The organism is Muribacter muris, from assembly GCF_001038205.1.
Lineage (GTDB): Bacteria > Pseudomonadota > Gammaproteobacteria > Enterobacterales > Pasteurellaceae > Muribacter > Muribacter muris.
This window is the reverse complement of sequence record NZ_JWIZ01000003.1, coordinates 71,797-86,986: the sequence shown is the minus strand read 5'-3', so window position 1 is coordinate 86,986 and position 15,190 is coordinate 71,797. Positions and strand designations below refer to the sequence as shown.

Annotated in this window: 18 protein-coding genes; 7 read left to right on the top strand and 11 right to left on the bottom strand. The window is 43.0% G+C overall.

All coding sequences use genetic code 11. The features are described 5' to 3' along the window. Positions 1-26: 26 nt before the first annotated feature. The 4 genes from RO21_RS01055 to RO21_RS01040 all read left to right on the top strand — a co-directional run bounded on the left by RO21_RS01055 (position 27) and on the right by RO21_RS01040 (position 2,473). Complete coding sequence (locus tag RO21_RS01055; protein WP_047975945.1) at positions 27-590, top strand: NAD(P)H nitroreductase; 564 nt, start codon at positions 27-29, stop codon at positions 588-590. Positions 591-641: 51 nt separating this feature from the next. Beyond that, positions 642-1,208, top strand: coding sequence for an elongation factor P hydroxylase (locus RO21_RS01050; protein WP_047975944.1), 567 nt, complete (start codon positions 642-644; stop codon positions 1,206-1,208). An 8-nt stretch (positions 1,209-1,216) separates the two neighbouring features. Further along, the gene (gene kdsB / locus RO21_RS01045; protein ID WP_047975943.1) at positions 1,217-1,978 is read left to right on the top strand and encodes a 3-deoxy-manno-octulosonate cytidylyltransferase; all 762 of its coding nucleotides are present in this window, start codon (positions 1,217-1,219) and stop codon (positions 1,976-1,978) included. A 78-nt stretch (positions 1,979-2,056) separates the two neighbouring features. Beyond that, complete coding sequence (locus RO21_RS01040; RefSeq protein ID WP_047975942.1) at positions 2,057-2,473, top strand: YidB family protein; 417 nt, start codon at positions 2,057-2,059, stop codon at positions 2,471-2,473. Between the two features lie 39 nt (positions 2,474-2,512). Here the strand turns inward: RO21_RS01040 and RO21_RS01035 are convergent, their stop codons facing one another. From RO21_RS01035 to proQ, 6 genes are all read right to left on the bottom strand, one after another. Further along, positions 2,513-3,265 carry an MlaA family lipoprotein gene (locus tag RO21_RS01035; protein WP_047975941.1) on the bottom strand — a complete coding sequence of 251 codons (753 nt, stop codon included), beginning with the start codon at positions 3,263-3,265 and terminating at the stop codon, positions 2,513-2,515. A 7-nt stretch (positions 3,266-3,272) separates the two neighbouring features. Then, a complete protein-coding gene (locus tag RO21_RS01030; protein WP_047975940.1) occupies positions 3,273-3,902 on the bottom strand; it encodes an MBL fold metallo-hydrolase in 630 nt (209 codons plus the stop codon). A gap of 18 nt (positions 3,903-3,920) precedes the next feature. Further along, complete coding sequence (mepK, locus tag RO21_RS01025; protein ID WP_047975939.1) at positions 3,921-4,475, bottom strand: peptidoglycan L,D-endopeptidase MepK; 555 nt, start codon at positions 4,473-4,475, stop codon at positions 3,921-3,923. Between the two features lie 140 nt (positions 4,476-4,615). Beyond that, entirely contained in the window at positions 4,616-6,184 is a 1,569-nt protein-coding gene (locus RO21_RS01020) for a L,D-transpeptidase family protein (RefSeq protein WP_047975964.1), read from the bottom strand. Between the two features lie 82 nt (positions 6,185-6,266). Then, on the bottom strand, positions 6,267-8,276 hold the full coding sequence (prc, locus tag RO21_RS01015) for a carboxy terminal-processing peptidase (protein ID WP_047975938.1): 2,010 nt from the start codon (positions 8,274-8,276) through the stop codon (positions 6,267-6,269). Between the two features lie 26 nt (positions 8,277-8,302). Next, positions 8,303-8,842 carry an RNA chaperone ProQ gene (gene proQ, locus RO21_RS01010; RefSeq protein WP_047975937.1) on the bottom strand — a complete coding sequence of 180 codons (540 nt, stop codon included), beginning with the start codon at positions 8,840-8,842 and terminating at the stop codon, positions 8,303-8,305. Positions 8,843-9,069: 227 nt separating this feature from the next. On the opposite strand from proQ, the gene RO21_RS01005 reads away from it, so the two are divergent. Then, a complete protein-coding gene (locus RO21_RS01005; protein WP_047975936.1) occupies positions 9,070-9,282 on the top strand; it encodes a cold-shock protein in 213 nt (70 codons plus the stop codon). Between the two features lie 92 nt (positions 9,283-9,374). Here the strand turns inward: RO21_RS01005 and htpX are convergent, their stop codons facing one another. Together htpX and dinB are read right to left on the bottom strand one after the other, a co-directional pair. Next, positions 9,375-10,229, bottom strand: a complete 855-nt coding sequence (htpX, locus tag RO21_RS01000; RefSeq protein ID WP_167740676.1) for a protease HtpX — start codon at positions 10,227-10,229, stop codon at positions 9,375-9,377. Between the two features lie 99 nt (positions 10,230-10,328). Then, positions 10,329-11,402 (bottom strand): DNA polymerase IV, encoded by a 1,074-nt coding sequence (gene dinB, locus RO21_RS00995; RefSeq protein ID WP_047975934.1) that lies wholly within the window; start codon positions 11,400-11,402, stop codon positions 10,329-10,331. 123 nt (positions 11,403-11,525) lie between these two features. On the opposite strand from dinB, the gene RO21_RS00990 reads away from it, so the two are divergent. Continuing rightward, positions 11,526-12,431, top strand: a complete 906-nt coding sequence (locus RO21_RS00990) for a LysO family transporter (protein WP_047975933.1) — start codon at positions 11,526-11,528, stop codon at positions 12,429-12,431. 73 nt (positions 12,432-12,504) lie between these two features. Here the strand turns inward: RO21_RS00990 and RO21_RS00985 are convergent, their stop codons facing one another. Genes RO21_RS00985 through RO21_RS00975 form a run of 3 tightly spaced genes read right to left on the bottom strand, consistent with a single transcriptional unit; the run spans position 12,505 to position 14,595 of the window. Continuing rightward, positions 12,505-12,798, bottom strand: a complete 294-nt coding sequence (locus tag RO21_RS00985; protein WP_047975932.1) for a hypothetical protein — start codon at positions 12,796-12,798, stop codon at positions 12,505-12,507. A gap of 31 nt (positions 12,799-12,829) precedes the next feature. Beyond that, positions 12,830-13,540 (bottom strand): hypothetical protein, encoded by a 711-nt coding sequence (locus RO21_RS00980; protein ID WP_047975931.1) that lies wholly within the window; start codon positions 13,538-13,540, stop codon positions 12,830-12,832. Positions 13,541-13,572: 32 nt separating this feature from the next. Then, complete coding sequence (locus tag RO21_RS00975) at positions 13,573-14,595, bottom strand: hypothetical protein (protein WP_047975930.1); 1,023 nt, start codon at positions 14,593-14,595, stop codon at positions 13,573-13,575. Positions 14,596-14,719: 124 nt separating this feature from the next. On the opposite strand from RO21_RS00975, the gene RO21_RS00970 reads away from it, so the two are divergent. Beyond that, positions 14,720-15,115, top strand: coding sequence for a helix-turn-helix domain-containing protein (locus tag RO21_RS00970; RefSeq protein WP_047975929.1), 396 nt, complete (start codon positions 14,720-14,722; stop codon positions 15,113-15,115). Positions 15,116-15,190: the final 75 nt, after the last annotated feature.

Genomic DNA, 15,190 nt, shown 5'->3' with positions numbered 1-15,190 from the left:
TTTTTACCATTGACCCAGAGGACAGAATGGATACGTTAGATTTTTTACAACGCCGCCGTTCCACAAAAAAATTTGGTGAGCTCGCTCCGAATGCCGAGCAGACCAAACAGATTATTCAAGCCGGCTTGCGTGTGCCGGATCACGGTCGCCTCAAACCCTATCAATTTTTTGTATTTGAAAAGCAAGGGATGACTCAATTAGCCCACTACTTAGAAGCCGCCGCCGTTGAATTTGGTTTAGGTGAAGAAGGGATAATGAAAGCCCAAAAACTTAGCCGACGTGCGCCAATGGTGATCGCCGTGGTCGCAAAAATCACCAAAGATGTCCCGAAAGTGCCGGCTTGGGAACAGATGCTCACCGCCGGTTGTGCCACCTATGCAATGCAGCTTGCCGCCAATGCGCAAGGGTTTGAAACCTGTTGGATCAGCAATAAATGGGTAAACGGTTCAGCACTCCGCCAAGCATTAGCCTGTCGGGAGCAGGATAAAATTGTCGCTCTTGTGATGATTGGTTCGCCGCTCGACCAAGAGGGCATTACCCTTGCTACTCAACCGGAAAATATAGACGGTTTTGTCGAATTTATTCACTAATTTACATTAACACGGTACGTTCCAACCGCTTGCATTACCGAAGGATACCTTATGCACCAAGATGCTCATCGCTACGAAGATTTAATCGCGATTTTTAACGATTGCTTTGCCGAAAGCTACAACACACGGCTGGAACGGGGCGGCGACTACCCGATCTACCTTCCCGCGTTTCTGGACGAAAATAACACCCCAAGCGAACGCCCTTACAATGTCATTTTATTTGCTCACGGCTTTTATAGCAGCGGTCTGCACGAAATTGCTCACTGGCTGGTTGCCGGCGAAGCACGCCGTAAATTAGAGGATTTCGGCTACTGGTACGAGCCGGACGGGCGTTCCGCCGAGCGTCAGCGGGAATTTGAACAGGTGGAAGTCAAACCCCAAGCAATCGAGTGGATTTTAGCCACCGCCGCCAATTTCCGCTATTTTGCTAGCAGCGATAATTTAACCGGCGATGCCGGCGACAATTCCGCTTTCAAACAAGCGGTTTACCAGCAAGTCAAACAGTATGCCGAAAAGGGTTTACCGAAACGGGCGGAGCAATTACGCCAAGCCCTAGCCCGTTTTTACGGTACGGAAGACCGTATTGACTTAACACGTTTCGATCTCTCTCGCATCTAGGAGCTACAATGCCATTTAGTGTGATTATTCCCGCCCGCTACGCCTCCAGCCGCTTGCCACGCAAACCGCTGTTGGATATTGCCGGCAAACCGATGATTCAGCACGTTTGGGAGAAAGCCCAACAAGCCGGCGCAATGCGGGTGATTGTGGCAACGGATCACCACGAAATCGCCGATGTCGTTCAACAATTCGGCGGTGAAGTTTCCTTGACTTCTGCCCATCACAATTCCGGCACCGAGCGTTTGGCAGAAGTGATTGAAAAAATGGCGATCGTTGATGATGAAATTATCGTGAATGTGCAAGGGGACGAACCGCTTATTCCACCGGAGATTGTCTCACAGGTGGCGGAAAATTTGGATCGCCATCAGGTCAATATGGCAACGCTGGCGGTAAAATTAACGACTGCCGAGGAACTTTTTAATCCGAATGCGGTTAAAGTTGTCGCCGACCAACACGGAATGGCACTCTATTTTTCCCGTGCGCCGATTCCGTTCGGGCGAGATGCGTTCCCTGATTGCGATGATGAATTTGTACAACGCCAAAATTACCTGCGCCATATCGGTATTTATGCTTATCGGGCAGGCTTTATCAAGCGTTATGTCGCTTGGCAACCGACTGCACTGGAGCAATTGGAGTCCCTCGAACAGTTACGAGCGTTATGGTACGGCGAAAAAATTCATCTCGATCTGGCAAAACGTGCGCCGGCAGTCGGGGTCGATACGCAAGCGGATCTTGAACGGGTACGTCAAATTTTTGCCGCCCGTGGATAATACAAGCGGTCGGTTAGGCTTACATTTTTTGCAAAATACGTTTCGGTATTTGGCACTTTTATCATAATGGAGAATTTTATGTTAGGTAACATTTTAGGTTCAGTGGCATCATCAGTATTAGGCGGTGGTGAAGGTCAAAACAAAGCGATTCAACTTATCCAAGCGTTGCTACAATCGCAAGGCGGCGTGCAAGGTTTAATTGAGAAATTTCAACAAGGCGGTTTAGAGCAAATCGTCAAATCGTGGATCGGCAATGGTGAAAATTTACCGATTTCCGTTTCGCAAATCTTTGATATTTTCGGAAAGCAAAACATTGACAACGCCGCCGAAGAAGTCGGTATTGCGCAAGAAGATGCGCCGAATTTACTCTCCGAGTACTTGCCGAAAATTGTCGATACACTCAGCCCGAACGGTCAGTTAGATCTGGCTAGCCTTGATACCGGTGCGTTATTGCAACAAGGTGCAAAAGCAGTGTTAGGCAAACTATTTAGCTAATTATCCATAACAAAGCCCTCAATAATGAGGGCTTTTAGTTTAATCAATATTTTTTAACTCTTCGTCCGACAATATCTCTTTGCCGTCTTGATTATCCGTTTTTCCGTCTTTCACTTTAAAGTCCAGATTTTGGAAATAAGCCTCACGGAACGTGGTATAAGGATCTTGAGACTGTTTCAGCAATGCCCCTTGGTCTAATAATTTCGCCCGTTTATCAATCCCTTGCACGCTGAACTTTGCCACTGTCCAAGGCATTGTCAGCATTGAAAGGGTCGGATAAGCTGTATCGACAATCCCGCCGAGATCTTGACGAGGCGTTGCCGGCCCGTAGCCCGGTAGCATCACATAAGGGCCCGTTGGGACATTATAACGCCCCAGCGTATCACCAAAGGTACGGCGACCGTTTTCCAACTTCAAATCATCGGTTAGGCTGGCAAAATCAATCAAGCCACCTAAACCGAAAATTGAGTTAAACCAAAAGCGGGTAAAATGCACCATCGCTTTTTTCCCTTCCCCTTCAAGCAAACGGTTCACAAAGCTGGCCGGCTCGTCCAAGTTATTCGCCACATTAACCAAGCCAGTTTTCACCGGACTTGGCACATAATCCCGCCACCCTTTCGCCACCGGTTCTAAGAGATAAGGGTCAAGATATTCGTAATTAACCTTCCACATCGCACGGTTAAACGGTTCAAGTGGATCGGCACGCTGCCCCGTTTCCGGATTGATGGATGACGAACAAGCGGTTAAGCCAAATGCGGCGGTAACGAGTAAAAGGGAAAGGTGTTTTTTCATAGTTAATCTACTTTAAAAATGGGTTACTTTTTTTCTCACGCCCAATCGTAGTATGAGCGCCGTGCCCCGGCAGGATAATAAAATCATCATCCAAATCAAACAGTTTGGTGCGGATCGTGTCTAATAATTGCGATAAATTACCCTGATAGAGATCCGTACGCCCGATGCTGTTTTGGAACAACACATCACCGCTAAAGGCAATTTTATTGGCAAAATCAAAAAAGCCGATATGCCCCGGTGCGTGTCCCGGCAAATGCCGTATCTCAAAGTGCAACTCGCCGACTTTAATTTGCTCGCCTTCATTCAGCCAGTGATCCGGCAAAAAGCCTTTCACCACCGGTAAGCCATAATTTTGGCAGATTTGAGGCAGTTGCTCAAAAAGCGGTTGATCCGCGTAGTGAGAGCCGTAAACCTCAACACCAAAATAGGCTTTCAACGGCTCGACCGCCATAATGTGATCGAGATGCCCGTGGGTAATCAACAGTTTTTCAACCTTGAGCTGCTGAGATTCAACAAACTGAATAATTTTGTCTGCCTCATCGCCCGCATCAATAATCGCTGCATTTTTTTGGTCGTCCCAAATCACGCTGCAATTTTGCTGAAAAGCCCCGACCGGAATAATTTGCAAATTAAACATAACAACCTACCGCTTGCATTAACCCCGCCACGTCCGCACCGGCCCGGTATCAACGTGGACAAAATTACTACGAGGGTAATAGCCGACCCCGCCGTTACTTAGTCCTTCCGCCGCGGCTTTAATTTTCGATAACGGCACGCCGTCAATGAAAAAATCCACCGCTTTGCCTTGAATATGATAGCTGTTGCTGGCAACGCCACGGCTACGTCTGCGCATTCTTGCATTGGTTTGTGCCGTGCGATAACCGCTTAATACGGCAATTTCCGAATTACGTAAACCGAGGCGGGATTGGATTTGAGTGAGTTTGAAAAACAGATTTGGATCAATCGCTTTGACTTGGTTGGTATGGCGATCACGCATAATGTAGTTTAATTTGCCCAGTGTTGACGGCGCAAAACCGCCCTTTGAGTATTGGGCAATAATACTTTCGCCCGTATTCACGTTACGCAGACGCAGCGAAAGCGGACGAGGGGTCGAGACAATCGCCATTACCGAGCTGGGTAATATCGCTGCTCCCAGTGCAATACCGCCCAGAGAAAGCCATCTGCGGCGTTGTAAATTTGGTTGTTCCATTAATTCTCCTAGTGTTGATAATTAATGATCTAACGTAAATATTCTCCTTACTATTCACGATAAACCATTAAGCTGTGGATCTTAGTGTTTGAATCAAAAAGAAAGTTCCGAGAAGTCGCAACACTTCTCGGAAAATTCTGTCAGTTAATCAGTGTTCGGATCTTCGCCCAATCCAGTGTCGTGCGAGGCAAGTTTTTATCGAAACGGTAAATATCCGGTAATGTATGGACTTTGCCATTTTCAACCCACGCCGTAACATAGTAGAGATAAACCGGATTATCCGAACGAATTGGGGCAGAGGTGGTTTTCTTACTTGCCAGTACGCCTTGTTTCTTCTGTTCAGACCAACCGGACTCTTTTAGCAACAAGGTTGCCAATTCATCGGCTTTAGCGACCCGTACGCACCCCGAACTTAACGCCCGATCGTTTTTGTTAAAGAGACCACGGCTCGGCGTATCATGCAAATAGATCGCATCGGAGCTTGGCATATTGAATTTATAACGCCCTAATGCACTATCATCACCGGCTTTTTGGCGGATATGGTACGGAAAATTTTTCTCCGGACTGTCGTAAGCCGCCCAGTTGATGCTGTGCGGATTGACCTTGTTCCCTTTGCTGTCAATAATCTCATAGCCTTTGCGATCAACATAACTCGGATCTTTACGCATTTTCGGCACGAGATCTTTATTTTTAATGCTCGCCGGTACATTCCAAGGCGGATTAACTACCACATTGCTCAATTTACTGTACATTACCGGCGTGCGACGTTCGTCCCGCCCAACAATCACTTTTGATTGTAAAACCAATTGACCGTCCCGGAAATAGTAGAGTTGATAGCTTGGAATATTCACGAAAATCCCGTTGCTAAAACTTGGAATAAGGCGTAAACGCTGAGCATTCAACGCTAGTTTTGCAAAATTGGCACTCGTTCCGCCCGCTTGTGTTGCACTATCCTCCGCCGTGTGTTTTCCTTTTTTGCCTTTTTTCGCTTTAGCCGTTGCCATCGGTGCACCAGAGAATAAGCGTTGTACCGTTTCCTGATAGATATGATTACGCGGTACTAAGTTTGCCACAAACTGCCCTACCGAGCCGTTTTTAACCGCTTTTACCCAACTATCAATATGGGCTTGTGCCGGTGATTTTGTGCGGTAACTGCCCAAGTTATAAAGCCAGCTATTCGCATTCGCCAACACATTTTTGTTGTAGTATAAATAGTCTAAAAAGCTATCGGTTAACAAAATATCTTTTGCCAAGCCATTCGGTACATTCAGAATTTGTTGTAATGCTTTTGCCGCTTTAGCCGATACACCGCTTGCCGCAAACGCCGCATACTCTTTTAAGAAGATCTTTTCTACGCTTTTATCCTGCCACATCGGCATAAAATTGTTTTCGGCATAAATTTTTGCCGTACCGGTTGCTAACTGTAACTGGTTAGCCCCGATCTCCTGCTGAATGCGTTGTTGTGCCTCTGCCAGTTGCTGTGCTTTTAAGCGTTTTTCTTCTTCCTGCTGAAAAATATTCTCTGCCTGTTTTGCCCACTCGGCAGCCCGTGCTTGCTGTGCTTCAAAACTAAATTGAGGTAACACGTTATCGGTAGTCGAAACCGGCGAACTCTCCGCTGCCGGTAAGGCATTCACCACCTCCGGCACGCTTTCCGCCACCGCCACACTTGATAATACAATAAAAGGTAAAAACGTGAGTTTTTTCATTTTTTTGATCCAAATTGTTATATTTTTAATAAAACAGACCGCTTGTTGCGGTCTGCAAAATGTCGCATTATATACTATTTTATTATTTTTTATCAATTTCTAACCAATCGACCATCATTTTTTCCGTTTCTTTGAGGAAGAAATCCGGTGCTTCATAGTCTTTCGGTAGCTGATCCAAATCTTTCAACGGCTTTTTACCCTCCCGTTTAAAGCGGGCATTGAGATCTTTCAACCGCTTGGCATCATCGGCTTTATTTTCCGCTAAACGTGCTTTTAAATTCAGCGAGGTAAATTTACGCTCATCACGCGCTTTACGAATGCTGATATCCTCATTTAAAACAATAAACTCCGGATCTTTAGCAATCCGCTGCTGATGTTTTTCCGTAAGTGCCGCCACAGCGTTACGAGCTTGCCCGAGTTCTTTATAATTTGCCGCTGGAATTTTATCCCAAGGTAGCGCATTATCTTCAAAACTTTCGCCGGTTTTTTCCGCATTGATAATTTCAGGGAAACGGATATCCGCCTCCACCCCTTTTAACTGGGTACTGCCACCGTTAATCCGGTAGAATTTTTGAATGGTATATTGAATAGAACCGAGCGGCTCTCTGTCTAAATCATACACGAAATTCAAAGAGCGGCTCTGTTGTACCGTACCTTTCCCAAAGGTTTGCTGCCCGACAATAATCGCTCGATTATAATCCTGCATCGCCGCTGCGAGAATCTCTGAAGCCGATGCACTATGGCGGTTAATCATCACCATAATGTTGCCGTCATATTGCACGCTATTATCCGGATCTTCGTGAACTTTAATGCGGTTAAAGGCATCACGCACTTGCACTACCGGCCCTTCTTTAATAAAGAGCCCGACTAATTCAATCACTTCCGTTAATGAACCGCCGCCGTTTTCACGCAAATCAATAATCAGACCATCTGCTTTTTTGGTCTTCATCTCTTTCAGTAATTTACGCACATCATCGGTCAAGCCAATATAGAAGCCCGGAATTTTGATAACGGCGATATTTTCACCCTCGGTTTTCGTTACCGTTAATTTTGCGGCACTGTCTTCAAGACGGATTTTATCCCGCACCAATGTTACAATTTTACTTTTACCGCCTTTTTCCGGTTCGATTTCGAGGTAAACTTTTGTGCCTTTTTTACCTTTGATTTTGTCGATAATATCATCTAAGCGCCAACCGACCACATCTTCAATCTTATTGGCAGACTGCCCTACCCCGATAATCTTATCGTTTACCCGAATTTTTTTGCTACGGGCCGCCGGTGCGCCCGGCACTAACGATTTAATCACCGTTACATCATCTTCCATTGTTAAAGTTGCCCCAATGCCTTCAAGGGAAAGGTTCATACTTTCTTGGAAACGTTTTGCCGCACGTGGTGAAAGATAACTGGTGTGCGGATCGATTTCACGGGCAAAAGCATTCAAATAGGTTTGTAAAATATCGTCCGCTTTATTTTGAGTCAGGCGTTTGATCGCTAAGTTATAGCGTTTAACGAGCGTCTTTTTGATTTCCGGCCATTTTTTATCTTTTAGATAAAGGCTGATAATGTCGTTTTTAACCCGCTGTTCCCATAATGTGTTCGCTTCTTCGAGGGTTTGAGGGAAAGGCGCTTTTTCACGATCATTTTCAATCTGATCATCGCCTTTTAAATCCGGTTCGTGATCCAAAAGCGATAACGCATATTTATAACGTTCATAGCGGCGTTTGGTCATCAGATCATAAATCTCAAAGGCACTGTCCAGTTTGCCTTCATAAAGTTCATCATCTAATTTTGTGGCATATTTCGCCCGCATTTCCTCGACATCGGAGGCTAAAAAGGTATTATGTGCACCGTCAAGCCAATCAATATAACGATCAAAAATCTTGCCGGCAAAGGCATCGTCTAAGGTGAATTTATGATAGTGCGATTGGGTTAAACGTGCGGTAACACGCTTTGCCGATAAGCTGTGTTGAGGGGTGGGTTTGGGAAGGATTAGCTCGCTTGCTTTGATCGTTGGCTCGACCGCACCTACATTTATTGCCGAAAAAAGCCCGACCATCAACGCGCTAACCATCTTTAATTGATACTGTTTCATAAACATTCCTGCTTTCACTCGGAAAACTATTTTCTGCCTTTACCGAATTTACTCTCCAATGCGGCTAAACTCTCTGACGATGCTTTCGGTGCATCGGCGTGTTTTCTTAATTCCGCCCGTTTTTTTGCATTCTCATCACGCGCTTTTTGTTTAAAAAACGCTTTACGCTCTGCTTTGCGTTTCTCTTTCATCTCTTGAGCTCGGCGTTCTGCGTATGCAGCTTTCGCCTCGGCTAACGACGTTGCGGCGTGCTCGGCTTGTTGGGCATCTACTACACCGGCTTCATTCCCTAAAAGATCCACACGCCCCGCCCCTTCACGACAAGCGTGTAAATAACGCCAGCCCAGCGTATAAGTCCGCAGAGCTTTGCGAAGGGCGGTTTTACTGACTTTCTCATCGGCAGCCAACGCTTCGGCTAAATCTTGGAAAAGCCCGATTTTTAACGGTTTCGCTTCCCCTTCCGCCACAAAACAGAGCGGAAATTTTTCACAGAGATAGGCAATCACTTCTTTCGTTGAAAGGCTGGTTTTTTGATTTGATTGTTGTACTTCAAGTTGTTCAGACATAGTGTTTTCCATTAATAAATAACTGGAGACAGGTTTACAAAAATAGTCGTTACTATATTTGATTTGGCGGATTTCGTCCATAGCCTCAACGGCGTTAGACAACGATAAAACGCCGACTTTTGTAAAATTTCTTAAAATTTAATTTGCGTTCAATCAACATAAATGGTCTAATTCAAATCGGTGGTGAAATAGTCGCCACCTTTGTTTTAATTTATAAAGGATAACTTATGTCAAAGTTAATCGGCACTGTTAAGTGGTTTAATTCTGTAAAAGGATTTGGTTTCATTGCACCTGAACAAGGCGGCGATGATGTATTTGTGCATTTTTCTGCAATCATTAGCGAAAGCAGCTACCGCAATCTCAAAGATGGCGATAAAGTTGAATTTGAAATGCAGCAATCTGATCGTGGCGCATCCGCCCTCAATGTTAAAGTGATTTAATCCGCAATTATCCGGCAACCATACCCAAAACGCTGTTTAAGGCGGTTTAATGTCAAAAAGCCATTGGTCATACCAATGGCTTTTCAATTTAATTATAGATTTCTTAACGCTTCAATGCGTTTTTCTAACGGCGGGTGGCTCATAAAGAGTTCTTTACGTTTGCCGTTAATCATCATCGCATTCAGTGAGCCTTCCAATTCTTGCGGCTCGTGTACTCGCTGTAAACGTTGCAGCGCAGCGATCATTTTCTCTTTACCGACCAACTGGGCAGAACCGGCGTCCGCTCTAAATTCACGGTAGCGGGAGAACCACATTGCAATCATTGTCGCTAACACACCGAAAATAATTTCCAACACCATTGAGACGAGAAAATAAATGCCGCCGCTTTGGCTTTCTTCACCATTATCGTTACGGGTACTTGATACTGCCGTTGCAATCATTCGGGATAAGAAGATCACAAAGGTATTCAACACTCCTTGTAATAGGGTCATTGTTACCATATCCCCGTTGGCAATGTGTGCGACCTCGTGGGCAACCACCGCTTCCGCTTCGTCTTGGGTCATCGTATTGAGCAAGCCGGTACTCACCGCTACCAAAGAGTTACTTTTCGTTGCACCTGTGGCAAACGCATTGACATCTTGGGAATGGTAAATCGCGACATCCGGCATTGGAATGCCCGCTTGTTGAGATTGACGCTTCACCGTTTCAACCAACCAACGTTCCGCATTATTGCGTGGCTCGGTAATAATTTCTGCGCCCACCGAGCTTAACGCCATTTTTTTAGATAAGAACAGGGAAATTAACGATCCCGCAAAACCAAACAATAACGCCATAATTAAAATGCCGCCGGTACTGTTACCCGCAATGCCGGTTACGTTTAGAATAATGCCCAACACAATCATTACGGCAAAGTTGGTTGCGAGGAAAAGTGCAATCCGCATCATAATAGATAATTCTCCAATCGAGTTAAATTCATCAAATTCGGTCAAAAAACCGAGTCAGCAAAATAGGGGCAATCCCACAAAAATTCAAGATTTTGACAACAATTATTCCCACAAATTTAACTGTTTTATGACTTTTTCTACTGGAATTTGTACACTTAGCCCGATAAGCCGGATTTTCCGGTTTTGTCGGCGAGGCCAAATTTGAGCCAATAAATCGAAAAATGCCGGCAATGTTACCCCGCTCATCGTTCTTTCGAGAGTCGTTTGGCTAAAATCGTCAAATTTCAGCTTAATGCTGAGCTTTTGATAGCTGGCAAGCGGTCGGTTCGGCTCATTTTTTTGCAAACGCCGCACCAACTGCTCAAAATGCTCGGCGACAATCGCTTTCGCCTGCCCAAAATCAGCAATATCCGACAGCAAGGTATTTTCAACGGCAATGGATTTACGCAGGCGATTTGCTTCCACCAAACGAGGATCGACCCCGTGGCAAAAATCCCACAACCGCTGCCCCAATTTACCGAAATGCTGATAGATAAAATGCGGATTGGATTGCTGAATATCGCCGCAAGTGGAAAACTCCATTTGTGCCAGCTTTTCATTAGTAACTTTGCCTACCCCCGGAATTTTCTTGAGCGGCAACCTTTCAATAAATGCCGACACTTGTTCGGGCGTAATCACAAACTGCCCGTTCGGTTTATTTTGCTCGGAGGCAATTTTGGCGAGGAATTTGAGCGGTGCAACGCCGGCAGAGGCGGTCAGATGCAATTCCTGCCAAATGGCTGTTCGGATTTCCTGTGCAATCCAAGTTGCCGAACCGGCGCACTGCTCGCAATCGGTTACATCAAGATAGGCTTCGTCCAGCGAAAGCGGTTCGATAATTTCGGTATAACGGCGGAAAATATGGTGAATTTGTGCCGACACCTGTTTATACAGCGGCATATTTACCGGCAACAAAATAAGATTTGGGCATAATTTTACCGCTTGCGCCGTTGCCATCGCACTATGTAGCCCGAATTTTCTGGCTTCATAATTACAGGTTGCCAACACGCCTCGTTGGTTCGCTTTGCCGCCAACAGCCAGCGGTTTACCGACTAACGCCGGATTTTCACGCATTTCAACGGAGGCGTAAAAACAATCCATATCAATATGAATGATTTTTCGTACTTGACCGCCCATTTGCAATTCTCCGAAAGAAACTGACCGCTTGCAGTATAACAAATTAAACTGTATATAAAAACAGTTTAATTTCATTTTATAACGGTTAGAATTTCGGCAACAATAATAAAAAAGGAGAGGATTATGATTTACGGCTTACTGATTGCATTTGCCCCGCTATTTTTGGGCTACCTGCTGGTCATCAAACACACCGGCGTGCTACATTGGATCAACCGCATCAGCCTTTACTGCCTTTATCTGATTTTGTTGATAATGGGAATTTCCCTTGGGCAACTGGACGAATTGGCAACTAAGCTGCCGCAAATCGGCGCAACCGCCTTCGGCTTGGCTTACATTTTGCACGGCAGCAATATTTTGGCATTGGCGATGTTTGACAAATATGCCCCAATGCCCCGTCAAACCCATCACGCCGAAGCACTGCCGTCCCGCCGAAAAGTCTTATGCGAATCGTTACAGCTCTGTTTTGCTGTGTTGATTGGGGGGATTATCGGCTTTTTCACCAAAGGCGTGGTTGATTTCCCGCTCTATTCCAGCACTTATGTGTTAGTGGTGATGATTTTCTGTGTCGGTATTCAGCTACGCAGCAGCGGTATTCCGCTGAAAGAGGTGTTTCTGAATAAACGGGGGCTTATTACCTCACTGATTTTTATCGTCAGCGGCTTAATCGGTGGCGTGATTGCCGCTTATGTGCTGGGGTTACCGCTCATTAAATCCCTTGCACTCACCGCCGGTTTCGGCTGGTATTCCCTCTCTAGCGTACTGATCAACGATGCGTGGGGGGCAATGTACGGCAGCATCGCCTTTTTCAACGATCTGTTCCGAGAAATCTTCTGCCTGTTCGCCATTCCGTTTTTTATGCGGCAATATCCCTCGACAGCCGTCGGCTTAGGCGGCGCAACCTCATTAGATGCAACCTTGCCGATTATCCAAAAATCCGGCGGCATTCAAGTTGTACCACTGGCAATCAGTTTTGGTTTTATCATTAACCTTGCCGTACCGATTTTGATGTCGTTTTTTATCGGGTTATAAAAAACAAGCGGTGGCTTTTGCCATAAAATCTGCAAAAGCCACCGTTTACTTATTAACCTAAAATGATAAATTCTTATTTATCGGCTGCCAACTCTTTAAAAACCACATTACTTTTGTTTACTTTAAAAATAAAGACTGAATATCCATTATGCTTTTCTACTTTTAATAAAGTAAAATGTTTTAAATCAACAGAAGCAAATGAATGCTTATTTTTTAAATACTTAAGTAATTGTGATTTTGCATATATCGGTGCTACTCGGCTATCTCTCGATCTATTTATGGTGTCCAATTTTGTTTCAATAAAATAAACCATTTTGCCATTCTCTTTTTTTAAAGAAACACCAAATGAATTAGCAACTGCCGGCATAATACTTAAAAAAGAGATTATGCCTATAACGTTAGAAATTATCGTAGTTTTTAGATTTCTTAATTTCACGTCCACCACCATTTGATTCAATCGGTATTCCGTTACTTATAGCATTTTTTTCAGTTGCGTCTGTACGCAATTCCTTTTTTAAGGTATCGGCTGCTGCCATTGTTTTTTTACTGATCCCCAGTTCTATTTGAACGTATTTTTCATCTTTATTGATATCTGTTTTAGTCGCAATAACGCCTTTTAATAGCGCCTCCGCAGAATTATGAATTTTTTCTAAATAGCTCGATATCACTTCCCGATTCGCGCTTTTGTTACCATTTTCTGTCTTAGTTGTTATATTTTCTCCATTTTCCATTTTAGTCGCTACATTGTCTGCATTCTCCGTTTTAGTTACAACGTTTTCGACATTGTCTATCACCTCTTCGCTGGTTACACGCTCTGAAAGGAATTTAGCAATATTTGCTTTTGCTCTTAGCGTCGCTTTTTGGGTTGCCATACGAATATCTTTGCGATCACCAAATTCAAGCTCAGCTTCGCCTGTTGCTCGAATTCTTGCAAATTCTCCATTTTCATCTACTTCATAGCTTACTCCCGTTACACTATCAACAATTTCAACTACTTCAGATTGTTCTGCCTCATTTTTTATCTGGGGAACAGGCTCTTGCTGCGCAGAAGTAATTGGAGAAAAGAGAGATAAGTAAATTGCACTTAAACTAAATAAGATTTTTTTCATTCTGATTTCCTCATTAAAAATAAATTCATCATTTAATACGTTAGTTCTATATCTTTTAAATTTAACAGATCAGTTTTAGTTAAATAGAGCTTAATTTTTACATTATTTTTCTTAGAATAAAAATAAGGCCATCTTGAAATATTACTATAAATTTCAGGAAGATACAAAAGTAGTGCCGAGTCATTACCACCTATTTCATAATAGCTAGAATCAACTACTTTTCTATTATATAATTGAGGTTTACTTCCATCTTTATTAATTAAATTTACTATAATAGTTTTATCATAGCCAAACAAACGATTAACCTCTTTAAGTACATCGTTCAGAATTTGACTCTTCTCATCAGAAATATAAAATATATTCAATAGTTTTTCAGAATTCATATCTGATAATTCTCTCACTTCTCTAATACTATTTTTTGATTTATCTGTCTCTAGTAATTTTTTAAACCCTTCAATATAAGTCTGATTTAAACCAATACTCGCAGAAAATTCAAAAGGAAATAAATCAGAATTCTCTTTTGGCTTAAGCGGTTTTAGTTTTTCAACAATTTCAATATCAATAATTTTTTTACCTTCCTGAATTGGCTTTAATAATAATTCTTCTGCAAGAGTCTTATAATCATTTTTAGACTTTTCATTCGCATCTTTTTTTTCAAAATGAGCTATTGCTTCCATTAAACTTGTATTATCAATTGCATTTTCAAGTACGGCAACATTCATTTCTTTTAATGTGCCTATCAGCTTTTGGCTTTCAATATCTACTTTTACGGATGCTTCATAGCCCCCATTAGGTAAACGGATATTCGATATAATCTCGATATTTTTTACATATCCGTCAGAATAACCGACAATTCTCTGTGTAAATTGCTCGTTATTTAATTCCTCTTTACTGACGATTGTTTCTCCAACGCTAAATTTAATCGCATTTGCCACTGCATCTTTTTTAGCTAATTCAGGTGTATTGCCTACACCAGACGCCTCAAAAATTTTTGCTTGCGAGAACATACTTAAACCAAGTAATATCGAAGCATAAAGGGATTTTTTTATTTGCATAGTAACTCCAAATTAGTGGGTAATTTTTTGGCTATTATCATCTGACTTGAGTTTATGTTACAATCAACCCACTGTTGTTTTTTCTCCCCTTTTAGTTGGGGTAATGTCTTAATTGTTGGTAAAAATGAAAATAAACGAAAAAATCCGCCATTTGCGAGAAACAAAAAATTGGTCGCAAGAAGAAATGGCAAGTAAATTGAATATGTCCACTAACGGTTACTCAAAAATAGAAAGAGGCGAAAGCAAAATAAATACGGAACGGCTAGAACAAATTGCGAATATATTAGATATGGATATGCTGGAACTTATTTCGATAGGTGAGCGAAATGTGATGTTTTTCCAGGAAAGCGTTGTCAGTAATAGTTTAAATATAATGGGTTCTTCCCAAGAAATTGCGTTTGAAATTAAAAATCTAAAACAAGAATTATCTCATAAAGAAGAAGTTATTGAAATGCAGAAAAAAGAAATCGCAATGCTGCAACAAATTATTGAGCTACTTAAAAAATCTTCTACTCAATAACTTCGTACAAAATGACAAAATTCAAATCACCATAATTTTATCACCATAAAAAGACTACGTTTTAATTTAAGCTAT